The sequence below is a fragment of the Corynebacterium vitaeruminis DSM 20294 genome (assembly GCF_000550805.1).
GTDB classification, from domain to species: Bacteria; Actinomycetota; Actinomycetes; order Mycobacteriales; family Mycobacteriaceae; genus Corynebacterium; species Corynebacterium vitaeruminis.
The window spans coordinates 446,670-468,444 of sequence record NZ_CP004353.1; the positions used below are offsets into that span (position 1 = coordinate 446,670).

A 21,775-nucleotide genomic window follows, 5' to 3' on the forward strand; every position below is an offset into this window, starting at 1 on the left:
CCGTGCCGAACTCGATGAGCATCAGCACGTCCGCGTACGCCCCGGCGCTGCTGACGCTGCCGTGGACGAAGCCGCTCGACGAGTGGCCGCAGGAGATCATCGTGGCGCTGCCGCGGGGCATCTCCCGGCACGTCGTGCGCTTTGTGCGCATCGGCGAAGACCGCAAGGTCTGCGCGGTCAAGGAGATCGGCCGCCGGGTCGCCCACCATGAGTACCGGATGCTGCGCGAGCTGCAGCGGGTGGGCGCACCCTCGGTCGTGCCGGTCGCGGTCATCACCGGACGCAAAGACCGCGAGGGCGACGAGCTCACTGCGGCGCTGGTCACCGAGCACCTGAAGTTCTCGCTGCCGTACCGCGAGATCTTCTCTCGAGACCTGCCTGAGGACATGGCGGTCAAGCTCATCAAAGCGCTGGCCATCCTCCTCGTGCGACTGCATTTGCTCAACTTCTACTGGGGCGACGTCTCGCTGTCGAACACCCTCTTTCGCCGTGATGCGGACACCTTCTCCGCCTATCTCGTCGACGCCGAAACCGGGGAGTTTCAGGACCAGCTCAGCGATTCGCGCCGACTCTACGATGTCGACGTGGCGCGGGTGAACATCATCGGCGAGCTCATGGACCTCCAGGCGGGCGGCTACCTGTCCGAGGGGATCGACGTCATCGCGCTCGGCGGCCAGGTTGAATCCCTCTACCTCGAGCTGTGGGAGGAGCTGACGGCCGAGGAGGAGGTGGACGCGGACGAGTACTGGCGGGTGTCCAAGCGGATCAACCGGTTGGGCGAGTTGGGCTTCGACGTCGGCGAGATGAATGTGACCGCCGACGATGGCTCCCACAGCGTGGTGATCCGGCCCGTCGTGGTCGACGCTGGCCACTATCACAAGGAGCTGCTCCGCCTCACGGGCCTTGAGGTGGAGGAGCAGCAGGCCAGGCGCCTGCTGACGGCGATCAGGGAATTTCGAGCCGCGAGCTATGCCCACGACGCGGGGCTGGCGCAGGCCGCGCACCAGTGGATGCTGGCGGAATATGAGCCGACCATCGCTGCGATGCCGAAGGAACTCGTCGACAAGCGAGAGCCTGCTCAGATCTTTCACGAGATCCTCGATCACCGCTGGTACATGACCGAAAAGCGGCAGTCCTTCGTGCCGATCGAGGAGGCCGCGCGGTCCTACTACGAAAAGGTGCTCCCCGTCTTGCGTGACGAGGCGGTGCTCATCGGAGAGGATTAGAAAGGCGCGCGGCGAATGTCCACGCCGCCGAAGAGCGCCAGGCCGCGGATGTGGATGGTGGGGGCGTTGGGCGAGGGGCTGGCGGCGGCCGCCTTGTTGTCGAAGCCGCCGAAGATTCCGACGCCGTCGCAGATGACCGTGGCGTCGCGGGGAACGATGATGTCGACGCCGCCGAAGATGGCGTACGCGTTGATCGTCACCGAATTCCCAATGGCCGCGTCGCGGAGGTCGAGGTCGATGCCGCCGAAGGCGGATAGCGCCGAGTGGTTTGAGGCGATCGCCCACTCGCCCTTGCGGCTAACCCCGCCGAAGAAGGCGAGCGAGGTGGTGCTCCCCACGCCGGCGGGGGCGGGGTTGGGCTGCTGTGCCTGGGGCGCGGTCCACCTAGAGGCGGGCACCGCCAGCTCGCGGAGGCTGTGCCCCACCTCATCGCGGTAGGTGGCCTTCCATACCTCGGCGACTCGCTCGTCGTACTCGCGGACATCGAGCATGCCCTCGGCGAGGCTCTCGCCCAGGATCTTCTCGGCGGCGTTCTTCTCTGCGGTGGATGCGCGCACGCGGTCCACGGGTGCGGGTTCGGTGCTCATACCCCTTGATCTTATTGAAAGGGGATACGGAAGGCGGGATTTGGAAAATCGCCGGGCCGAGGTGTAGTCTTCGACCTAGTCCCATGTGCATATGTGGGAGCCTGACATCTCACTACCCGATGGTGGTTGATGGTGATCTAGGAAAGTGCGGAAGCGGCCCCGGAAAGAGCCCCTTTTTTGGTTTGTCTAGGCACTTTTTCACTCCTAGTAGGGCACATAACAAAAGACTTCCCCTTGTGGCGGGCCCGCTCGCTCGAGGTGAAAATACCGATCAACTTAGAAAGACGGTTCATGCCAACTATTCAGCAGCTGGTCCGCAAGGGCCGCCACGACAAGACTGCAAAGGTGAAGACCGCAGCTCTGAAGGGCTCCCCGCAGCGTCGTGGCGTGTGCACCCGTGTGTACACCACCACCCCGAAGAAGCCGAACTCCGCTTTGCGTAAGGTTGCCCGTGTGCGCCTGACCTCCGGCATCGAGGTTTCCGCTTACATCCCCGGCGAGGGCCACAACCTCCAGGAGCACTCCATGGTGCTCGTCCGTGGCGGTCGTGTGAAGGACCTCCCGGGTGTTCGCTACAAGATCATCCGTGGCGCTCTGGATACCCAGGGTGTCAAGGACCGCAAGCAGGCTCGTTCCCGCTACGGCGCAAAGAAGGAGAAGTAATCAATGCGTAAGAATGCAGCTCCGAAGCGCCCCGTCGTCAAGGATCCGGTCTACGGTTCCCAGGTCGTCACCCAGCTCGTGAACAAGGTCCTGCTGGACGGCAAGAAGTCCACCGCCGAGCGCATCGTCTACGGCGCACTGGACATCTGCAAGGAGAAGACCGGCACTGACCCGGTTCTGACCCTGGAGAAGGCCCTGGGCAACATCAAGCCCGACCTCGAGGTTCGCTCCCGCCGCGTCGGTGGCGCTACCTACCAGGTGCCGGTCGAGGTTCGCGCCGAGCGTGCCAACACCCTGGCCCTGCGTTGGCTGGTCACCTTCACCCGTCAGCGCCGCGAGAACACCATGGTTGAGCGTCTCGCCAACGAGATTCTCGATGCAGCCAACGGCCTTGGTGCTTCCGTCAAGCGTCGCGAGGACACCCACAAGATGGCCGAGGCCAACCGCGCCTTCGCTCACTACCGCTGGTAATTCCCATGAAGAAAGAGACCCAACCTTTGAACCGAACCTTTTTCGCCGCGCGTTCGTCGCGTGTCCGTTAATCGTTCGCTTCGTCGTGGTTGGGTCCTTTTTTCTTCCCAGATGAACAGCATTCTTCGTCACATCCCGTGACGCGAGAGCGGTCTTGCATTTACATTATGTGCTGCTAAATCAGCGCAGGTTTGGCAAGATTGAACAGACATTATCCGTACCTCCAGGCCGTCGAAAAGCGCAACCAGCGCTTGACTTCGACCGAAGCTACAAAAGTTAGGGAATAACGTGGCACCTCAAGAAGTGCTTAAGGACCTCAACAAGGTCCGCAACATCGGCATCATGGCCCACATTGACGCCGGTAAGACCACGACCACCGAGCGCATCCTGTTCTACACCGGCATCAACCGCAAGGTCGGCGAGACCCACGACGGTGCCTCCACCACCGACTGGATGGAGCAGGAGAAGGAGCGCGGTATCACCATTACCTCCGCTGCTGTGACCTGTTTCTGGAACGGTAACCAGATCAACATCATCGACACCCCCGGCCACGTCGACTTCACCGTCGAGGTCGAGCGCTCCCTGCGCGTCCTCGATGGCGCCGTCGCCGTCTTCGACGGCAAGGAGGGCGTCGAGCCGCAGTCCGAGCAGGTGTGGCGCCAGGCCGCTAAGTACGACGTCCCGCGTATCTGCTTCGTCAACAAGATGGACAAGCTGGGCGCTGACTTCTACTACACCGTCCAGACCATCATCGACCGCCTCGGCGCTAAGCCGCTGGTTCTGCAGCTGCCGATCGGCGCTGAGGATGACTTCGACGGTGTCGTCGACCTCATCAACATGAACGCCATCACCTGGCGCGGCAAGGTCGAGACCGGTGCTGAGCCGGTCATCGAGGAGATCCCGGCCGACCTGCAGGACAAGGCTGAGGAGTACCGCGAGAAGCTGCTCGAGGCCGTCGCAGAGTCCGACGATGCCCTGATGGAGAAGTACTTCGGCGGCGAGGAGCTGAGCATCGAGGAGATCAAGGGCGCCATCCGCAAGATGACCGTCAACTCCGAGATCTACCCGGTTCTGTGTGGTACCGCGTACCGCAACAAGGGTGTTCAGCCGCTGCTCGACGCAGTCGTTGACTACCTGCCTTCCCCGCTGGACATCGGCGAGGTTCACGGCCACGCTGTCGGCGACGAGTCCAAGGACCTCGTCCGCCACCCGTCCGTGGATGACCCGTTCTCCGCTCTCGCGTTCAAGATCGCCGCTCACCCGTTCTTCGGCAAGCTGACCTTCGTCCGCGTCTACTCCGGCATCGTCGAGCCGGGCGCTCAGGTGGCCAACTCCACCAAGGGCAAGAACGAGCGCATCGGTAAGCTCTTCCAGATGCACGCCAACAAGGAGAACCCTGTTGACGAGGCGCGCGCCGGTAACATCTACGCGTTCATCGGCCTGAAGGACACCACCACCGGTGACACCCTCTGCGACAAGGCCAACCAGATCATCCTCGAGTCCATGGACTTCCCGGACCCGGTGATCAAGGTCTCCATCGAGCCGAAGACCAAGGCCGACCAGGAGAAGCTGGGCGTTGCTATCCAGAAGCTCGCCGAAGAGGACCCGACCTTCACCGTCGAGCTCGACGACGAGACCGGCCAGACCGTCATCGGCGGCATGGGCGAGCTCCACCTCGACGTCCTCGTCGACCGCATGAAGCGCGAGTTCAAGGTCGAGGCAAACATCGGTAACCCGCAGGTTGCTTACCGCGAGACCATCCGCAAGGCCGTCGACCGCATCGAGTACACCCACAAGAAGCAGACCGGTGGTTCCGGCCAGTTCGCAAAGGTCATCGTCGCGTTCGAGCCCTACAACCCGGAGGCAGACACCCTCGAGGAAGGCGAGTCTGCAACCTACAAGTTCGAGAACGCCGTCACCGGTGGCCGCGTCCCGAAGGAGTACATCCCGTCCGTCGACGCTGGTATCCAGGACGCCATGCAGTACGGCTACCTGGCCGGCTTCCCGCTGGTCAACATCAAGGCCACCCTGCTCGATGGTGCTTACCACGAGGTCGACTCCTCCGAAATGGCCTTCAAGCTCGCTGGCTCCCAGGCCCTGAAGGAAGGCGTTGCCAAGGCAAAGCCGGTCCTGCTCGAGCCGATCATGGCCGTCGAGGTTGTCACCCCTGAGGAGTACATGGGCACCGTCAACGGTGACATCAACTCCCGCCGTGGCCAGGTCTACGCAATGGAGGATCGCTCCGGCGCGAAGGTCGTCAAGGCTAAGGTCCCGCTGTCCCAGATGTTCGGCTACATCGGCGACCTGCGCTCCAGCACCGCTGGCCGCGCTAACTTCTCCATGATCTTTGACTCCTACGCCGAGGTTCCGACCAACGTCGCAGCCGAGATCATCGCTGAGCGCAACGGCACCAAGTAAGGTTCCACCGCCTCACGTTTCCCCGCGAAAACCCACCCGCTAGTGCCGCGGGTGGGCAGGGGGAAAAGAGGTAATGGCCTGCTGATTATCCTCTGGAGAGAGGGTAATGAGTCGGCCGTTACCTCCAGTGATCCTAAAAAGATCCGCAAACGGTTTGAAATAGAACGCGCGTGGCTCTAGGATTACGTAACTGGCACATCTGTAAGTGCTGTTTTGTTCGCCGCCGAATTAGCGGCAAGCAGGGCAGTGAAGTAAATCTGTGGCTGCGAAACTCGTAGCCACCACGAAGTCCAGGAGGACACACAGTGGCAAAGGCTAAGTTCGAGCGTACTAAGCCGCACGTTAACATCGGCACCATTGGTCACGTCGACCACGGCAAGACCACCACCACCGCTGCTATCACCAAGGTGCTGGCCGATGCTTACCCTGATCTGAACCAGGCTTTCGCTTTCGATGCCATCGACAAGGCACCGGAGGAGAAGGAGCGTGGCATCACGATCAACATCTCCCACGTCGAGTACCAGACCGAGAAGCGCCATTACGCACACGTCGACGCTCCTGGTCACGCTGACTACATCAAGAACATGATCACCGGTGCTGCTCAGATGGACGGCGCAATCCTCGTGGTTGCCGCCACCGACGGCCCGATGCCGCAGACCCGTGAGCACGTTCTGCTCGCTCGCCAGGTTGGCGTTCCGTACATCCTTGTTGCCCTGAACAAGTGCGACATGGTTGACGACGAGGAGATCATCGAGCTCGTCGAGATGGAGGTCCGCGAGCTGCTGGCCGAGCAGGACTACGATGAGGATGCCCCGATCATCCACATCTCCGCTCTGAAGGCTCTCGAGGGCGACCCGAAGTGGACCCAGTCCATCCTCGACCTCATGCAGGCTTGCGACGACTCCATCCCGGATCCGGTTCGCGAGACCGACAAGCCGTTCCTGATGCCGATCGAGGACATCTTCACCATCACCGGCCGCGGTACCGTTGTTACCGGCCGTGTTGAGCGTGGCTCCCTGAAGGTCAACGAGGACGTCGAGATCATCGGTATCCGCGAGAAGGCTATCCAGACCACCGTCACCGGTATCGAGATGTTCCGCAAGCTGCTCGACTACACCGAGGCTGGCGACAACTGTGGTCTGCTGCTCCGTGGTGTCAAGCGCGAGGACGTCGAGCGCGGCCAGGTTGTCATCAAGCCGGGCGCTTACACTCCTCACACCGAGTTCGAGGGCTCCGTCTACGTCCTGTCCAAGGACGAGGGCGGCCGCCACACCCCGTTCTTCGACAACTACCGTCCGCAGTTCTACTTCCGCACCACCGACGTTACCGGTGTCGTGAAGCTGCCTGAGGGCACCGAGATGGTTATGCCTGGCGACAACGTCGACATGTCCGTCACCCTGATCCAGCCGGTCGCTATGGACGAGGGCCTGCGCTTCGCTATCCGCGAGGGCTCCCGCACCGTCGGCGCTGGCCGCGTCACCAAGATCATCAAGTAATGATCTTCGCCGCCTAGTTTCCTAGGCGCACTTGAAAAGGTCGTTCTGCCTCGTGCAGGGCGACCTTTTTCACTTTTGTGGGTATGTGTGTGATTGTGCCCAATCTGCGGTGGGAGGCCCGTCGCTTGGGTAGACAACCCGCCTAAATCCACTAAGGTTCTTCCTATGCGTTTTGGAATCGACTTTGGAACAACCCGCACCGTCGTGGCCGCGGTTGATCGCGGCAACTACCCGGTGGTCAATTTCCCGGACAAGTTTGGGGATCCGCACGAGTTTATTCCATCCGTGGTCGCTCTCAACGGCGATGAGATCGTGGCTGGCTGGGAGGCTCTCGCGCTGGAAAGCCCCACCCTCGTGCGCTCCTTCAAGCGCCTTCTGACCTCCTCCAAGGTCACCGCCGGTACCCCGCTGCGGATGGGGGAGGCGACCCGCACCATCGGCCAGGTGATGGAGGCGTTTGCAACGGCCGTGGTCAAGGAGCTGCGCGAGTTCGCCCCGGACGACGAGATTGAGGTCGTCCTCGGCGTCCCGGCCAACGCCCGCTCGGCGCAGCGCCTGCTCACCCTCGACGCCTTCAACCGCGCCGGCGCCACGGTCGTGGGCATGGTCAACGAGCCCTCCGCGGCGGCCTTCGAGTACAGCCACCGCTACTCGCAGACCTTCAACAGCCAGCGCTCGCGCGTCATCGTCTACGACCTGGGCGGCGGCACCTTCGACGTCACGCTCATGCACATCGACGGCCGCAGGCACGAGGTGGAGACCTCCTTCGGCATCTCCCGCCTCGGCGGCGACGACTTCGACGAGGTGCTCGTCAAGCTGGCGCTCGAGTCCTCCGGCCGCGCCGACGATGCCTTTGGCAAGCGCGCGTGGCAGAAGCTTATCGACGAAGCGCGTACCGCGAAGGAGCAGCTCAAGCCCCAGTCGCGCCGTCTCATCCTGGAGCTCGGCGAGGACGACGTCATCGTCCCGGTTCCCGACTTCTACGAGGCCGCGACACCGCTGGTGGAGCAGACGCTCGAAGCCATGGCGCCGCTCATCGGCTCGTCCGGGACTCTGACGGACACCGACATCGCGGGCATCTACCTCGTGGGCGGCGCGAGCGCCCTGCCGCTGGTGCCGCGCCTGTTGCGCGAGAAGTTCGGCCGCCGCATCCACCGCTCGCCGCTGCCGACTGCGTCCACCGCCGTGGGACTGGCGATCGCCGCCGATTCGGAGTCCGGCTACCTGCTCAGCGACCGGCTCTCCCGCGGCATCGGCGTCTTCCGCGAGATGGACGCCGGCGCCCAGGTGAGCTTCGACGAGCTCGTGGGCCCGGAGGCCAAGGCCGAGAACGGCTCGCCGATCACCATCAGCCGCCGCTACCGCGCGGCCCACAACGTGGGCTGGTTCCGCTACGTCGAGTACTCCGCCCAGGCCAGCCACGAGGTGGACCCGGGCGACCTCACCCTACTCGCCGAGGTTGTGGTACCCTTCGATCCCTCGCTGCGGGATTTGAGCCCCGAGGAGCTGGCCAAGGTGCCAGTCGAGCGCGGGGACTTCGGTGGCGAGGTAGAGGAGACCGTGACCGTTGATCCCCACGGCATCGCCGCCATCCACATCCGGTGCGAGGACGGCTTCGAGGTCGAGGCCAAGGCCAGGGTGCTGTAGCGCAGGGACCGTCTCCTAGACTTGGGTGTCATGCAAGACGTGACGCGGATTCCCCGGATGCTCAGCGCGGTGCAGGATGTCTGGGAGGGGCAGCCAGACTTGAGCCTCGGCGCGCTCATCGGCATGCTGGAGAACTTCGGCGTGACCTGGGGCGCGGAGGACGAGGAGGCGCTGCGCATCTGCCGGGGCATCGCTCGCCGGCACCCTGGAAGGGTGCCTTTGCGGCAGGGGAAGGCGGATGGACTCTTCAGGATTGTCATCGCGGAATCGCGCACCCAGGTCTTCCTCGACGGGGAGAAGGTCCTCGTCGTCCCGGGGGAGGGGACCCCCTCCATGTGGGACTACCGCGCCATCCGCAACGCCCAGGTGGGCTACCCGCTGGTCATCGAGGATGCCTTCGGGATCGCCCACCGCCTCGGGGTGATCGAGCGCATCGAGCCCCGCCGTACACCTAAGCGCCCGCATGAAGAGCAGCCGGTGTTTTACGAGGGCGCAGACTACAAGGCCTGGTCCCTTTCGGGGCGGGTCACGGCCTGGGAGGTTGGGCGTCGACAAGCAAAAGCAACCACGCTGCGCCGCAACGACTGCGACTGGGACGCGGAAGGGCGACTGCGTGGGTTCACCGCGGGAGGCACGCGAGTACCCTTGGGGGACGACATCCGCGTGTTCGCGTGCGGCCTAGAACCGGGCCCCGACGCGAGGGAGTGAAGGGACCGCCCGTGAGCGAATTTCACCGGCTGCTCATCGAGCAGCTCAACATCGAACCGTGGCGGATCCCCGTCGTCGTGCTATCCGGCATCGGCGCCTATTGCGGGTTCCTGCTGCTGGTCAAGCTCTTCGGCGTGCGCGTGCTGGCCAAGATGACCGCCTTCGACGCCGTGGTCATCGTCATGTACGGCGCTGTGGCTGGCCGTGTTATCATCGGGCACCCGCCGACGCTGGCCGCGGGCATCGTCGGCCTGCTCACGCTCATGCTCATCGAGGCGGTCTTCGGCGAGGTCCGCAAGATCGCCGGCGTGCGCCGCGCGTTCGACAGCCGCCCGCAGGTGGTGTTCGTCCACGGGAAGATCATCGAGGAGCAGCTGCGCAAGACGCACCTGTCCAAGTCGGACGTGCGGCTGGCTATTAGGCGCGCCTCGATTCCTTCCTTCGAGCAGGTGCAGTGCATCATTCTCGAGCCCACCGGCGACCTCTCCGTCTTCCGGGAGGGGCAGCCGATCGACCCGAACCTGCTGCGCGGGGTCGCGGGCGTGGATCTGCTGTACCCGTAGGCGGCGTGCGGGGTTGCGGCAGCGAGGACCCTGCCTGAGTCTCACGAAACCGAGAACAACAATTTCTGAAAAGGGGTTGTGTTCTCGGTTTATTCATGCTTTAATAGACAGGTTGCTTTAACACGGCCTGTTCGGCGGGACTGGTTCCCGCAGGTCACGGTTGTGGTATAGCAAACATGACACCTTCGAGGTGGCAGGGGATGGAAACTGAACCTGCGCGTCAAGGATCTTCAAGGAAAAGGCTTTTCGCCCAGTTCCCTTGGAGGCCGGACCGAAGGGGCATGGCAAATAAACAGCGGCAGTATACGTTAGAGACCACGCTTATCACGAGTATCTGGTCCCTTCCGGCTTGACATCCGGGGTCTTGTACCCCCGAAGCAAGGTTGCAAGGTGTTTGTTTGTGCATGGCACCCTCTGCGGACCGGCAAGTCGAATTTCAAAAGACAAGTCAAGTTAAGAACTGGCGTTGCGCCCAGACCCTGACAGTCCGGACAACGTTATAGAGAAATAAGAAGCGATTCCCACCAATCCATAGGAAGTGGGACAAGCGAGGAAGAGGATAAGCGTGGCGGGACAGAAGATCCGCATTCGGCTGAAGGCCTACGATCACGAGGCGATCGACGCTTCTGCAAAGAAGATTGTTGAGACGGTCACCCGTACCGGTGCTCGTGTTGTTGGCCCGGTGCCGTTGCCCACCGAAAAGAACGTATACGCCGTTATTCGTTCTCCCCATAAGTACAAGGATTCTCGCGAGCACTTCGAGATGCGCACGCACAAGCGCCTGATCGACATCCTCGACCCGACGCCGAAGACGGTTGACGCTCTCATGCGCATCGACCTTCCGGCCAGCGTCGACGTGAACATTCAGTGATCGACGGAATAATTGGCAGCGGAGAATAAATAATGAGTGAAACTGAGATCAAGGGCATTCTGGGCACCAAGCTCGGCATGACCCAGATCTTCGACGAGGAGAACCGCGTTGTTCCGGTGACCGTCGTCGAGGCTGGGCCGTGCGTTGTCACCCAGATTCGCACCGAAGAGACTGATGGCTACACCGCCATTCAGATCGCCTACGGCGAAATCGACCCGCGCAAGGCAAACAAGCCTGCAGCTGGGCACTTCAAGAAGGCTGGCGTTACCCCCCGCCGCCACGTGGCTGAGATTCGTATGGACGATGTCTCCGCTTACGAGGTCGGCCAGGAAGTCACCGCGTCCATCTTCGAGGGTGTTACCTTCGTGGATGTAACCGGTACCACCAAGGGTAAGGGCTACGCCGGCGGCATGAAGCGCCACGGCTTCCAGGGTCAGGGTGCCTCCCACGGTAACCAGGCTGCACACCGCCGCGTCGGTGGCATTGGCGCCTGCGCTACCCCGGGTCGCATCTTCAAGGGCAAGCGTATGGCTGGCCGTATGGGTCAAGACCGCGTCACCACCCAGAACCTCAAGGTTCAGAAGATTGACGCAGATGCCAACCTCATCCTGATCAAGGGTGCCATCCCCGGCATCCGCGGTGGCATCGTTACCGTTAAGACCGCAGTGAAGGGCGGTGCACACGCATGACCAATCTGAAGTTGGACGTCCACACCGCTGAGGGAAAGACCGACGGCGCTGTCGAGCTGCCTGCAGAGATCTTCGATCGCGAAGTTTCTGTCGCGCTCATGCACCAGGTCGTTAACGCTCAGCTTGCTGCTAAGCGTCAGGGTACCCACTCCACCAAGACTCGTGGCGAGGTTCGCGGCGGTGGCCGCAAGCCGTTCCGCCAGAAGGGCACCGGTCGCGCTCGTCAGGGCTCGATCCGCGCTCCTCACTTCACCGGTGGTGGCATCTCGCACGGCCCGAAGCCGCGCGACTACGCACAGCGTACCCCGAAGAAGATGATCAAGGCTGCTCTGTACGGCGCCCTGTCGGATCGTGCTCGCCACGACCGTATCCACGTCGTCACCGAGCTGGTTCCTGGTCAGACTCCTTCCACCAAGTCCGCACGCGCGTTCATCGAGCGCCTGACCGACCGCAAGAACGTCCTGTTCATCGTCGGTCGCGAGGACATCAACGCACAGAAGAGTGCTCGCAACCTGCCCGGCGTTCACATCCTGTTCGCCGACCAGCTGAACACCTACGACGTCCTGAAGTCTGACGACGTTGTGTTCTCCGTCGAGGCTCTGAACGCCTTCATCACCCGCGCTACCGGCGCGGCTAAGGAGGAGAACTAATGGCTAAGATCGCAGACCCACGTGACATCATTCTCGCCCCGGTCGTGTCTGAGAAGTCTTACGGCCTGATGGAGCAGAACCAGTACGCGTTCTTCGTTGCTCCGTCTGCCAACAAGACCCAGATCAAGATCGCCATCGAGCAGATCTTCGGCGTTAAGGTCGCCTCCGTGAACACCGCTAACCGCGAGGGCAAGCGCAAGCGCTCCCGCTCCGGTTTCGGTACCCGTAAGGCAACCAAGCGCGCGTACGTGACGCTTCGTGAGGGCAGCGACGCTATCGACGTCTTCGGCGGAAACGCCTAAGAGAGTCGAGGTAAGGACAAACTATGGCTATTCGTAAGTACAAGCCGACAACCCCGGGTCGCCGCCAGAGCTCCGTTTCTATGTTCGAGGAGATCACTCGCTCGACCCCAGAAAAGTCTCTGGTTCGCCCGCTCCCCAAGAAGGGCGGCCGTAACGTTCACGGCCACATCACTGTTCGCCACAAGGGTGGCGGACACAAGCGCCAGTACCGTCTCATCGACTTCCGTCGCAACGACAAGGACGGCATCCCGGCAAAGGTCGCTCACATCGAGTACGACCCGAACCGCACCGCCAACATTGCGCTGCTGCACTACGTCGATGGCGAGAAGCGCTACATCATCGCTCCTAAGGGCCTGAAGCAGGGCCAGATGGTCGAGTCCGGTGCTTCCGCCGACATCAAGGTTGGCAACAACCTGCCTCTGCGCAACATCCCCGCAGGTACCGTGATCCACAACGTCGAGCTCAAGCCAGGCGCTGGCGCAAAGCTCGCTCGTTCCGCTGGTGCTTCCATCCAGCTGCTCGGTAAGGCCGGCAAGTACGCAGTCCTGCGTATGCCGTCTTCCGAAATCCGCCGCGTCGACATCCGTTGCCGCGCCACCGTGGGTGAGGTCGGCAACGCTGACCAGATCAACATCCGCTGGGGCAAGGCCGGTCGTATGCGTTGGAAGGGCGTTCGCCCGACCGTCCGTGGTGTCGTTATGAACCCGGTCGACCACCCGCACGGTGGTGGTGAAGGTAAGACCTCCGGTGGTCGTCACCCGGTGTCCCCATGGGGCAAGAAGGAAGGCCGTACCCGCAACCCCAACCGTTACAGCAACAACATGATTGTTTCTCGTCGCAAGACGAAGAACTCGAAGAAGCGCTAAGAGGAGGTAAGGAAAGATGCCACGTAGCCTTAAGAAGGGCCCGTTCGTCGATGAGCACCTCCTCAACAAGGTTGATGCTCAGAACGAAAAGGGCACCAAGCAGGTCATCAAGACCTGGTCCCGCCGTTCCACCATTCTCCCGGACTTCATTGGCCACACCTTCGCCGTCCACGACGGTCGCAAGCACGTGCCGGTGTTCGTGGACGACTCCATGGTCGGCCACAAGCTGGGTGAATTCGCTCCCACCAAGACCTTCAAGGGTCACATTCAGGACAAGAAGGGACGTCGATAAGCGATGAGCGAAGCTATCACTTCCGCACGCGCTACCGCGCGTTTCGTCCGCGTTACCCCGATGAAGGCACGCCGTGTTATCGATCTGGTTCGCGGCAAGTCCGTCGAGGAGGCCCTGGCCATCCTGAAGTACGCCCCGCAGGCTGCTTCCGAGCCAGTTGCCAAGGTCGTTGCTTCCGCAGCCGCTAACGCTGAGAACAACTTCGGCCTGGATCGTCGCTCCCTGGTCATCTCCGAGGCTTTCGCCGACGAGGGACCAACCATGCGTCGTTTCCGTCCGCGCGCTCAGGGTCGTGCTTTCCAGATCCGTAAGCGCACCAGCCACATCACCGTGGTTGTCGAGAGCCAGGAAGGGGCCAAGTAGTGGGCCAGAAAATCCATCCTCACGGCCTCCGTCTGGGCATCACTTCCGACTGGAAGTCCCACTGGTTCGCCGAGAAGAACTACGCTGAGTACCTTGCCGAGGACATTCGCGTCCGCGAGTACCTCGTCAAGACCCTCGATCGCGCCGGCCTCGCTGACATCGTCATCGAGCGCACCCGCGACCGCGTTCGCGTCGACATTCACACCGCCCGCCCGGGCATCGTGATCGGCCGCCGCGGCTCTGAGGCTGACCGTCTGCGCCGCGAGCTCGAGAAGCTCACCGGCAAGCAGGTCGCCCTCAACATCCTCGAGGTCAAGAACATCGATGCAAATGCTCAGCTGGTGGCTCAGTCCATCGCCGAGCAGCTTGCTAACCGTGTGGCATTCCGTCGCGCAATGCGCAAGGCTATCCAGTCTGCGATGCGCCAGCCACAGGTCAAGGGCATCAAGGTCTCCCTGTCCGGTCGCCTGGGCGGTGCCGAGATGTCTCGTACCGAGCGCTACCACGAGGGTCGCGTTCCGCTGCACACCCTCCGCGCCGAGATCGACTACGGCACCTACGAGGCTCACACCACCTTCGGCCGCATCGGCGTCAAGGTGTGGATCTACAAGGGTGACGTCGTCGGTGGTCGTCGCGAGAGCGAGATCAACGCCCCAGAGCAGCGCCGCGGCCGCGGCGACCGCAACTCGCGTCCGCGTCGCGGTGGCCAGCGTCGTCAGCGCTCTGAGCAGAAGCAGGAGGGCTAAGAATGCTTATCCCTAAGCGCGTCAAGTACCGTCGCCAGCACCGTCCGGTTCGCCGTGGCGTGTCCAAGGGCGGTAACCGCATCACCTTCGGTGACTACGGCATCCAGGCTCTCGAGCCCGCCTACATCACCAACCGTCAGATCGAGTCTGCACGTATTGCCATCAACCGCCACGTCAAGCGTGGTGGTAAGGTCTGGATCAACATCTTCCCAGATCGCCCTCTGACCCAGAAGCCGCTCGGCGTTCGTATGGGTTCCGGTAAGGGTCCTGTTGAGAAGTGGGTCGCCAACGTCAAGCCTGGCCGCATCCTCTTCGAAATGTCCTACCCGAACGAGGAGACGGCACTCGAGGCTCTGCGTCGTGCAGGCCAGAAGCTCCCTTGCAAGGTTCGTATCGTTAAGAAGGAGGACCAGTTCTAATGGCTACCGGTACCCCCGCACACGAGCTTCGCGAGCTTAACGCCGAGGAGCTGAAGACCCGCCTGACCGAGGCTAAGGAAGAGCTGTTCAACCTGCGCTTCCAGGCTGCAACCGGCCAGCTGACCAACAACCGTCGCCTGCGCACCGTCAAGCGCGACATCGCCCGCATCTACACCGTGATCCGCGAGCGTGAGCTGGGCCTGTCTGTTGTTCCGGGAGCTGAGGCTTAATCATGAGTGAGGCAACTGTGAACAAGAAGGAAAAGGGCGCACGTAAGGTCCGCACCGGCTACGTGGTTTCTGACAAGATGCAGAAGACCATCGTCGTCGAGCTCGAGGACCGCAAGTCCCACGCCCTCTACGGCAAGACCATTCGTTCCAACTCGAAGGTCAAGGCCCACGATGAGGAAGGCATCGCCGGCATCGGCGACCTCGTCCGCATCGAGGAAACCCGCCCGCTGAGCAAGGACAAGCACTTCCGTCTCGTTGAGATCATCGAGAAGGCACGCTAAGTCCGCTCAGCCTTGAAGGCGATTATCCCCGTCCGATGTTTGTGCATCGGGCGGGGGTTTTTTCGCTTTACGACGGGGGAGCGCCCCATTGGGGGCGCTCCCGGAAGGCCAAGGTGGGCGATCCCAAAGCCAAGACGGGGGATCCCGGAAGCCACGGTGGGGGATCCCCGGAGACATGGAGGGCGGAACCCAGCGCGGGAGGTTGACCTGTCCTACACTGTGAGCAGCACTTTTCCGCCCCACCTACGCAAGGCCCCCATGAAACGCTCCGTCATCCTCGCCACCTACCTGCCGCTCGTACTGCTTAGCCCGTTGATCGGTTGGGTGCTCAACATCGCGCTCGTGGCCAACGCGCGCTTCGCGGAGTCGGGATCCAACGCCACGCAGACGGCGTCGCTCATGTTGCTCGGCGGCGTCGCGATCATGGCTCTGGCCTACCTCGGGCACCGGCTGCGCGACGGCATCATCCGCGGTCTGGCGCTGCAGCTCGTGGCCGTGGTGCCGCTGGCGGTCCTGCTGCGCGGCACGGGAACCTACCTCTTCGGCGTCAACGGCGACCAGCAATTCCGCCTCGCGCTGGTGGAGAAGTACACCTACTTCTTCACGCCCGTCGACGCCTACGACGCCCAGGCACCGGGCTTCTACCCGGGCCTGTGGTTCTGGCTGTCCGGCAAACTCATGAGGGTGGTTGGCTGGTCGGCGCCGCGGGGTTACCCGGTCGTGGCGCTGGCGACCTTGGCCGCCACCACCGCGATCGTGTGCTGGCTGTGGGAGGAGTGCCGGAGGAAGCAGCTGACCGCCGTGCCCACCGCCGTCGCGGGGCTGGCCGCCTCGCTGGCCGGGTGGTTCTTCGCCGCCTACGAGCCCTACTCGTGGATTGTGCTCGCCCCGATCGTCCCCGTCTCCTACCTCTTCCTAGATGCGCTGCGAAATCTCGGGACGACCCCAGTGCGCGGGCTCGCGGTCACCGGGGCCTGGTTGGGCCTCTACCTGGGGCTTGCGGCCTCTACCTACTCGCTGGTCGCCATCCCGGTGGGCCTGGTCACCCTCATCCTCTTGGCCGTGGCGCGCCCGCGCGCGGGACTGAAAAAGTGGGCGGCGCTCTTCGCTCCCGCGATCCTCGTGGCCGGGGTGCTGGCCGCCTACTGGTGGGCAGGCTACCTCTTGCACCGGGGCGAAGGCGGGGCCGGCAACGTCGCAGCCTCCTACGCGCCAGCGGAGTCGGTGGCCTTCGCCTTCCCGGAGGACCCGCTGTGGGCGGCGCTGTGCCTCATCGCCGTCGCGTCGGTCGCGGCGCAGTGGCACGCGCTGCGGGCCCTGGAGGCGCACGTCGCGGTGCTCGGCGGGTGCGTCGCCTGGTACGCGCTGAGCGCGGTGCGCAACGTCGCGGTGGGCGGGAGCCTGCTGGCCTTCCGCTCGACGCCGCTGGTCATGATGATCGTGGTGCTGCTCGCGTGGGAGCTGTTCACGCTGGTCGTCCAGGCGCTCGCCTCCGCCCGCCTTCGCGCGGGAGCCCCGGAGCGCGCGATCCGCGTGAGCCGCCACCGACCGCTCCCGCCGGTCGGCGCGCTGGCGTGCGGGGTCGCGCTCATCGTCGCCGCCCAGCACCCGACGGCCGAGCTGAGTTCCTACGCCCAGGAGGCGCAGAAGGCCAGATCCCAGGTCGACGCCCTGGTCGAACTGGGCACCTGCGTCCACAACGGCCTGGGAGAGAAGATCGACGGCGCGAGCCTCGTGGCCTACGAGCTCAACCTTCCGGCGGTCCTGCCGGTGTTCACGCAGGCCCCGCCGAACATCACCTACGTGAACCCGACGACCAACCTCACCTCCCATGAGCGCCTCATCGCCGCGCTGTCGGGCGCGCACACCACCGAGGAGCTGAAGCAGATCCTCGCGGACTACCGGCTCGACGGGCTGGCGGCGCTCGAGCGTGACGGCAGGCTAGTCGTGCGCGCGCTGGACACCCAGGGGCGAATCGTCGAGACGGCCATCGACCCGGCCGCAGTCTCGAACGAGTGGGAGTCCGTCACCTGTGGAGAAACCCGGGTCATCCTCACGGCGGGAAGCTAGTGTATCTGGGGGCAGGCCTAGAATAAAGGGGATAAACGACCCCTCAGGAAAGGCCGCCCCCCATGAGCGCCAACCCACCCGCTCGATTCAGCCCTCGTCCCTCCGCACTCGTTTACGAAGGGCCCCTCGGGGCAGTGGTCGCCGACGAGGTCACGCGCTTTCACGTGTGGGCACCGAACGCTGAATCGGTGCAGCTGCTCGTCTTCAACGGGGAAGGCGGCACCCAGGAAGCGCTCGGGATGACGCGCGGAGACCGAGGCGAGTGGTCCGTCGAGCTGGCGGGCAACCACGAGGGACTCGAGTATCTCTACCGCGTCGACGGCCGCGAGGCGGTGGACCCGTATGCCCGGGCGGTCACCGCGAACGGGCTGCGGTCGGTGGCTATAGACGTCGATAAGCTGCTAGGAACCGCAACGCGCCTAGACAGCGTTGGGGATCCGGGGAACGCGATCATCTACGAGGCGCACGTGCGCGACCTGACCATCGCGCCCGGCAACGGCATCGCCCACAAGGGGAAGTTCCTCGGGCTCGCGGAAGAGGGGAGGCGCACCGCGCGCGGCAACCTGTCCGGGCTCGACTACATCGCCTCGCTCGGGATAACCCACCTGCAGCTGCTGCCGATCTTCGACTTCGGTTCGGTCGACGAGCTGGGCGACCTCGCGTTCGACGCGCAGTACAACTGGGGCTACGACCCGAACAACTACAACGTCCCCGAGGGCAGCTACTCGACCGACCCCCGCGACCCCTACGCGCGCCTGAGGGAGCTGCGCCAGCTTGTCGACGCCTGCCACGCGCGCGGCCTGCGCGTGATCATGGACGTGGTCTACAACCACGTCTACGACGCGCGGACGAACCCGTTCGAGCTCATCGAACCCGGCTACTACTTCCGCAAGGACGCCTGGGGCGACTTCTACGACGCCACCGTCTGCGGCAACGAGACCGCGTCCGAGCGGCCTATGATGCGCCGCTTCATCGTCGACTCGGTGCGCTACTGGGCGCGGACTTTCGGCCTCGACGGCTTCCGCTTCGACCTCATGGGCATCCACGACGTGGAGACGATGAACGCCGTGCGCGCCGCCCTCGACGAGATCGACCCCGGCATTATCCTGCTCGGGGAGGGCTGGGCGATGGGCAACCACGCACCCGGGGTGGTTCCCGCCGACCAGCGCGCGGGCGCGCTCATGCCGCGGATCGCCATGTTCAACGACACCTTCCGCGACGTGGTCAAGGGCTCCAACTTCCACATCGAGGGCGCGGGGTTCGTCTCCGGAAACCCCAGCTACCTGCCTGACGACGCCGACCCGTGGACGGCGTCGCCCGCCGCGGAGGAGCTCTTCGACGCGATGCGCGGCTCGCTCACCCAGCGCGACTACCTCACGGCCGCGCAGTCGGTGGTGTACAACGAGTCGCACGATAATTACACGATGTTCGACAAGCTGCGCGGCACCGCGGGGCTGGAGCACGCCTCGCTGGCGGAGATCGCGCGGCGGCACACGCTGGCCACGACGATCCAGCTGCTCTCGCGCGGCATCGCCTTCGTCCACGCGGGCCAGGAGCTGCTCCGCACGAAGCAGGGCGAGGAGAACTCCTACAGGTCGCCCGATCACGTCAACGCATTCGACTACGACCGCGCCGAGCAGTTCGCCCCGCAGGTCGCCTTCTTCCGCTCGTTGGTTGCTTTCCGACGCCAATGGTCGTGGGTCACGGAGACCGACTACGAGGCCATCGATGTGACGACCGTTCCCGTGGAGGCCAGCGGCCTGCACCTGAGCTACCGGGTCAAGCGGGCCTTCGACGGCAACGACGCCTGGGTGCTCATCAACGCCGATTCCGGGTTGTGGCAGGCGCCGATCGCGGCGGGGGAGTACCGCGTGCACATCTGCGACGAGCACGTGGTCGAGGACCCCGCGAAGGTCCGCTTCGGGGAGGAGTTCCCCGTCGCGGCCTTGAGCGTCGTGGTGCTGGAGAAGCTCTAAGACAGGCGCACGACGGCTCCGGAGACCGGCCCCAGGCGCAGGGTCTGCCCGTCGAGGGCGGTCTCGCCGGTGGCGGCGACGACCTCGGCCGCGCCCTCGATGACCAGCTCGTCGGCGCTCCCGCCCGCGTTGAGGGCGATCGCGTAGGCGCCGCCGCGGGTGTAGACGAGGATGCGCGAGTCGTCGTGGGCCCAACCAAACTCGAGCGGGGCATCCGCCTGCAGCTCCGCAGTGGCCCTCCGCAGCGCGATGATCGCGGCCACGAAGCTGCGGAGGGAGCCCGGGTCCTTGGCCTGGGATGCCGCATCGGGGGCGCCTGCGGAGTCGTCGACCGGAAGGTAGAGGCTTTCCGGGTCCGCGGTGGAGAAGCCGAAGTTGGGCTGGGCCGCGTCCCACTGCATGGGCGTGCGGCTGCCGGTGCGGTGGTAGCCGCCCTCGTGGGTGGGAACGTCGAGGTAGCGCATGCCGATCTCGTCGCCGTAGTAGATGAACGGCACGCCCGGCATGGTGAGCAGGAACAGGAAGAACAGGCGCCGCTCCGCCTCGTCGAGGCGCGGGGCGAACCGCGGGGTGTCGTGGTTGCAGGAGATGAACGAGAAGTAGCCCAGCTCCCGCGAGCCCTCGTAGCGGGGCCAGTACTGCTCGATGAAGGCCTGCGGGGAGGTGCCGGAGTCCTTCTTGAAGAAGCTCTTGTCCTCCGCGCCGCCGCGGGGGGACTCGGTGTCGCGGGCCAGAAGGTTATAACCATTGTGGCGCCAGTCGAGGTAGAAATCCATGTCGAATCCGGCGCGCAGCGCCTGGGTGGGCGTGCCCCACTCTGAGACGAACGCTGCCTCGGGGTAGTCGGCGCGGAAGCGGGAGAAGATGTCCTGCCAGACCTTCATCGTCTCCGGCTTGTCCTCCCCGTCGAACTTCACTAGCGAGTCGGCCATGTCCACGCGGAAGCCGTCCGCGCCGAGGTCGAGCCAGTGCCGCATGACGTTGACCATCTCCTGGCGGTTGGCCATCGGGCCGGGCGCGGTGGGGTCCTGCTGCCAGGGTCGGGTCTTGGCGTTGAAGCCGTAGTTGAGCGCGGGCTGGCACTTGTAGAAGTTGAGGATGTAGGTCGCCGCGCGCGGGGCCTCGCCGCCGATAAACGGCAGGCCATCGCCGTTGTCGAAGGCGTGGGAGGTCCAGATGTAGCGGTCCGAGTACTCGTTGGGATCCGCCTCGCAGCTGCGCTTGAACCACTCGTTTTCCTCGCTCGTGTGGCCGGGGACGAGGTCGAGGAGGACCTTGATGCCGCGCTCGTGCGCGGCGTGGAATAGGGCGACGAGGTCGTCGTTGGTGCCGTAGCGGGGTGCCACGGTGTAGTAGTCGCGCACGTCGTAGCCGGCGTCCTTGAAGGGGGAGTCGAAGCACGGGTTGATCCACAGCGCGTTGGCCCCGAGCTCGGCGACGTAGTCGAGCTTGTCGACGATGCCCTTGAGGTCGCCGATGCCGTCCCCGTTCGAGTCATAGAAGCTCTGGGGGTAGATCTCGTAGAAGACCGCGTCTTTCAGCCATTCCGGCGGGGTGGGCAGTCCGTTGTGGGATGTAAACATGGTGTTGAGTCTAGCGATCACACCCGAAATGTGAACTTATCAATGCAAAAAATGAATGAGATTTGCATCAACTTTTCCCGATGGACCAAGGGGAAAGATGATGAAAGAAATAGGAAACCGGACGAAAGGCTATCGGTTGCATGGGTGGGGCGTAAACTGGGGAAACGCGTGAAAACGTTTGCACTGCTGGCCGAGTTGAGATGGCTGGTGACGGAGGCTCCGCTGGCGATAAGGGAGGAGGCTGGCCTGAATCTGGCCCTGAATGGGGGTAAAAGTCCGATGGTGGAGACGTAGGATGTGTGGCACATTTCTAGACCTGAATGTCCGGATCTGCCCGTTGTGTCGGCAATCGATGTAAAAACGGACATTTCGCAATCGCTCCAGATGGCGGGGCAAAAGCGGAGCTTGGGGCGGTAATGACCGGTCTGAGGTCAGTCCGCACCGGCGGTGATAACCGGCAGTGCAAACGTTTGCTTCCGGTTTTCGCCCGTAAGCGGTGACTGAATGTGTGGTTTTTGCCGGCATTGAAATGTAATCTGCCTCACTAAGGGGTCTGGCTCCGGGCCGAGTCACTGTGCTTAAATCGAGCTTTAGTGAAGCGTTTTGCCCTCGGGTTTCGGACCATCGCTCCGCGCTGCGGGGCGACCATCCGGGGAAA

At 63.7% G+C, this 21,775-nt stretch carries 24 protein-coding genes; 22 read left to right on the forward strand and 2 right to left on the reverse strand.

All coding sequences use genetic code 11. The features are described from left to right. The first annotated feature begins 2 nt into the window (after positions 1-2). Entirely contained in the window at positions 3-1,226 is a 1,224-nt protein-coding gene (locus tag B843_RS02160) for a DUF4032 domain-containing protein (protein WP_025251880.1), read from the forward strand. On the opposite strand, the gene B843_RS02165 is transcribed toward B843_RS02160, so the two are convergent. Then, positions 1,223-1,813: a DUF1707 SHOCT-like domain-containing protein gene (locus tag B843_RS02165; protein WP_025251881.1), complete on the reverse strand. Its 591-nt coding sequence runs from the start codon at positions 1,811-1,813 to the stop codon at positions 1,223-1,225. The genes B843_RS02160 and B843_RS02165 overlap by 4 nt on opposite strands. 291 nt (positions 1,814-2,104) lie before the next feature. Here B843_RS02165 and rpsL point away from each other — a divergent pair, with 291 nt between their 5' ends. The 20 genes from rpsL to pulA all read left to right on the forward strand — a co-directional run bounded on the left by rpsL (position 2,105) and on the right by pulA (position 19,534). Further along, complete coding sequence (gene rpsL, locus B843_RS02170; protein ID WP_025251882.1) at positions 2,105-2,476, forward strand: 30S ribosomal protein S12; 372 nt, start codon at positions 2,105-2,107, stop codon at positions 2,474-2,476. Between the two features lie 3 nt (positions 2,477-2,479). Further along, positions 2,480-2,947, forward strand: a complete 468-nt coding sequence (gene rpsG, locus B843_RS02175; RefSeq protein ID WP_025251883.1) for a 30S ribosomal protein S7 — start codon at positions 2,480-2,482, stop codon at positions 2,945-2,947. Positions 2,948-3,235: 288 nt separating this feature from the next. Next, positions 3,236-5,365 carry an elongation factor G gene (fusA, locus tag B843_RS02180; protein WP_025251884.1) on the forward strand — a complete coding sequence of 710 codons (2,130 nt, stop codon included), beginning with the start codon at positions 3,236-3,238 and terminating at the stop codon, positions 5,363-5,365. A gap of 305 nt (positions 5,366-5,670) precedes the next feature. Further along, entirely contained in the window at positions 5,671-6,861 is a 1,191-nt protein-coding gene (tuf, locus tag B843_RS02185) for an elongation factor Tu (protein ID WP_025251885.1), read from the forward strand. A 165-nt stretch (positions 6,862-7,026) separates the two neighbouring features. Beyond that, positions 7,027-8,508, forward strand: a complete 1,482-nt coding sequence (locus B843_RS02190) for an Hsp70 family protein (protein WP_025251886.1) — start codon at positions 7,027-7,029, stop codon at positions 8,506-8,508. Positions 8,509-8,538: 30 nt separating this feature from the next. After that, complete coding sequence (locus tag B843_RS13185; protein ID WP_025251887.1) at positions 8,539-9,216, forward strand: hypothetical protein; 678 nt, start codon at positions 8,539-8,541, stop codon at positions 9,214-9,216. An 11-nt stretch (positions 9,217-9,227) separates the two neighbouring features. Further along, complete coding sequence (locus B843_RS02200) at positions 9,228-9,779, forward strand: DUF421 domain-containing protein (RefSeq protein WP_025251888.1); 552 nt, start codon at positions 9,228-9,230, stop codon at positions 9,777-9,779. A gap of 565 nt (positions 9,780-10,344) precedes the next feature. Further along, on the forward strand, positions 10,345-10,650 hold the full coding sequence (gene rpsJ / locus B843_RS02205) for a 30S ribosomal protein S10 (RefSeq protein WP_003848085.1): 306 nt from the start codon (positions 10,345-10,347) through the stop codon (positions 10,648-10,650). A 32-nt stretch (positions 10,651-10,682) separates the two neighbouring features. After that, positions 10,683-11,339 (forward strand): 50S ribosomal protein L3, encoded by a 657-nt coding sequence (gene rplC, locus B843_RS02210; protein WP_025251889.1) that lies wholly within the window; start codon positions 10,683-10,685, stop codon positions 11,337-11,339. Continuing rightward, positions 11,336-11,989 (forward strand): 50S ribosomal protein L4, encoded by a 654-nt coding sequence (gene rplD, locus B843_RS02215; RefSeq protein ID WP_025251890.1) that lies wholly within the window; start codon positions 11,336-11,338, stop codon positions 11,987-11,989. Before rplC ends, rplD begins: the two co-directional genes overlap by 4 nt. Then, positions 11,989-12,291 (forward strand): 50S ribosomal protein L23, encoded by a 303-nt coding sequence (rplW, locus tag B843_RS02220; protein WP_025251891.1) that lies wholly within the window; start codon positions 11,989-11,991, stop codon positions 12,289-12,291. The genes rplD and rplW overlap by 1 nt, the downstream gene beginning before the upstream one ends. 23 nt (positions 12,292-12,314) lie before the next feature. After that, positions 12,315-13,157 carry a 50S ribosomal protein L2 gene (rplB, locus tag B843_RS02225; RefSeq protein WP_025251892.1) on the forward strand — a complete coding sequence of 281 codons (843 nt, stop codon included), beginning with the start codon at positions 12,315-12,317 and terminating at the stop codon, positions 13,155-13,157. A 16-nt stretch (positions 13,158-13,173) separates the two neighbouring features. Then, positions 13,174-13,449: a 30S ribosomal protein S19 gene (gene rpsS / locus B843_RS02230; protein WP_025251893.1), complete on the forward strand. Its 276-nt coding sequence runs from the start codon at positions 13,174-13,176 to the stop codon at positions 13,447-13,449. 3 nt (positions 13,450-13,452) lie between these two features. Next, positions 13,453-13,812 carry a 50S ribosomal protein L22 gene (gene rplV / locus B843_RS02235; RefSeq protein ID WP_025251894.1) on the forward strand — a complete coding sequence of 120 codons (360 nt, stop codon included), beginning with the start codon at positions 13,453-13,455 and terminating at the stop codon, positions 13,810-13,812. Beyond that, positions 13,812-14,558, forward strand: a complete 747-nt coding sequence (gene rpsC, locus B843_RS02240) for a 30S ribosomal protein S3 (protein ID WP_025251895.1) — start codon at positions 13,812-13,814, stop codon at positions 14,556-14,558. Before rplV ends, rpsC begins: the two co-directional genes overlap by 1 nt. Positions 14,559-14,560: 2 nt before the next feature. Beyond that, positions 14,561-14,977 carry a 50S ribosomal protein L16 gene (gene rplP, locus B843_RS02245; RefSeq protein WP_025251896.1) on the forward strand — a complete coding sequence of 139 codons (417 nt, stop codon included), beginning with the start codon at positions 14,561-14,563 and terminating at the stop codon, positions 14,975-14,977. Continuing rightward, positions 14,977-15,207 carry a 50S ribosomal protein L29 gene (gene rpmC / locus B843_RS02250; RefSeq protein ID WP_025251897.1) on the forward strand — a complete coding sequence of 77 codons (231 nt, stop codon included), beginning with the start codon at positions 14,977-14,979 and terminating at the stop codon, positions 15,205-15,207. Before rplP ends, rpmC begins: the two co-directional genes overlap by 1 nt. Positions 15,208-15,209: 2 nt before the next feature. Then, the gene (rpsQ, locus tag B843_RS02255) at positions 15,210-15,488 is read left to right on the forward strand and encodes a 30S ribosomal protein S17 (protein ID WP_025251898.1); all 279 of its coding nucleotides are present in this window, start codon (positions 15,210-15,212) and stop codon (positions 15,486-15,488) included. Positions 15,489-15,746: 258 nt separating this feature from the next. Then, positions 15,747-17,558 carry an arabinofuranosyltransferase gene (locus B843_RS02260; RefSeq protein WP_025251899.1) on the forward strand — a complete coding sequence of 604 codons (1,812 nt, stop codon included), beginning with the start codon at positions 15,747-15,749 and terminating at the stop codon, positions 17,556-17,558. A gap of 62 nt (positions 17,559-17,620) precedes the next feature. Next, a complete protein-coding gene (gene pulA, locus B843_RS02265) occupies positions 17,621-19,534 on the forward strand; it encodes a type I pullulanase (RefSeq protein ID WP_038595166.1) in 1,914 nt (637 codons plus the stop codon). Here the strand turns inward: pulA and B843_RS02270 are convergent. Beyond that, positions 19,531-21,117 carry an alpha-amylase family glycosyl hydrolase gene (locus B843_RS02270; RefSeq protein ID WP_025251901.1) on the reverse strand — a complete coding sequence of 529 codons (1,587 nt, stop codon included), beginning with the start codon at positions 21,115-21,117 and terminating at the stop codon, positions 19,531-19,533. The two genes, pulA and B843_RS02270, sit on opposite strands and share 4 nt — an antisense overlap. Positions 21,118-21,168: 51 nt before the next feature. On the opposite strand from B843_RS02270, the gene B843_RS13720 reads away from it, so the two are divergent. After that, positions 21,169-21,411, forward strand: a complete 243-nt coding sequence (locus B843_RS13720) for a hypothetical protein (RefSeq protein ID WP_155895074.1) — start codon at positions 21,169-21,171, stop codon at positions 21,409-21,411. The last annotated feature ends 364 nt before the right edge of the window (positions 21,412-21,775 follow it).

Excerpts from the sequence above, each read along its gene's own strand:
- rpsS (WP_025251893.1), top strand. The coding sequence starts at position 13,174 with ATGCCACGTAGCCTTAAGAAGGGCCCGTTCGTCGATGAGCACCTCCTC.
- B843_RS13720 (WP_155895074.1), top strand. The coding sequence starts at position 21,169 with ATGAATGAGATTTGCATCAACTTTTCCCGATGGACCAAGGGGAAAGAT.
- B843_RS13185 (WP_025251887.1), top strand. The coding sequence starts at position 8,539 with ATGCAAGACGTGACGCGGATTCCCCGGATGCTCAGCGCGGTGCAGGAT.
- pulA (WP_038595166.1), top strand. The coding sequence starts at position 17,621 with ATGAGCGCCAACCCACCCGCTCGATTCAGCCCTCGTCCCTCCGCACTC.
- B843_RS02270 (WP_025251901.1), bottom strand. The coding sequence starts at position 21,117 with ATGTTTACATCCCACAACGGACTGCCCACCCCGCCGGAATGGCTGAAA.
- rpsQ (WP_025251898.1), top strand. The coding sequence starts at position 15,210 with ATGAGTGAGGCAACTGTGAACAAGAAGGAAAAGGGCGCACGTAAGGTC.
- B843_RS02190 (WP_025251886.1), top strand. The coding sequence starts at position 7,027 with ATGCGTTTTGGAATCGACTTTGGAACAACCCGCACCGTCGTGGCCGCG.
- B843_RS02260 (WP_025251899.1), top strand. The coding sequence starts at position 15,747 with ATGAAACGCTCCGTCATCCTCGCCACCTACCTGCCGCTCGTACTGCTT.
- rplW (WP_025251891.1), top strand. The coding sequence starts at position 11,989 with ATGGCTAAGATCGCAGACCCACGTGACATCATTCTCGCCCCGGTCGTG.
- rpsL (WP_025251882.1), top strand. The coding sequence starts at position 2,105 with ATGCCAACTATTCAGCAGCTGGTCCGCAAGGGCCGCCACGACAAGACT.
- rpmC (WP_025251897.1), top strand. The coding sequence starts at position 14,977 with ATGGCTACCGGTACCCCCGCACACGAGCTTCGCGAGCTTAACGCCGAG.
- rplP (WP_025251896.1), top strand. The coding sequence starts at position 14,561 with ATGCTTATCCCTAAGCGCGTCAAGTACCGTCGCCAGCACCGTCCGGTT.
- rplC (WP_025251889.1), top strand. The coding sequence starts at position 10,683 with ATGAGTGAAACTGAGATCAAGGGCATTCTGGGCACCAAGCTCGGCATG.
- rplV (WP_025251894.1), top strand. The coding sequence starts at position 13,453 with ATGAGCGAAGCTATCACTTCCGCACGCGCTACCGCGCGTTTCGTCCGC.
- rplD (WP_025251890.1), top strand. The coding sequence starts at position 11,336 with ATGACCAATCTGAAGTTGGACGTCCACACCGCTGAGGGAAAGACCGAC.
- rpsG (WP_025251883.1), top strand. The coding sequence starts at position 2,480 with ATGCGTAAGAATGCAGCTCCGAAGCGCCCCGTCGTCAAGGATCCGGTC.
- B843_RS02165 (WP_025251881.1), bottom strand. The coding sequence starts at position 1,813 with ATGAGCACCGAACCCGCACCCGTGGACCGCGTGCGCGCATCCACCGCA.
- rplB (WP_025251892.1), top strand. The coding sequence starts at position 12,315 with ATGGCTATTCGTAAGTACAAGCCGACAACCCCGGGTCGCCGCCAGAGC.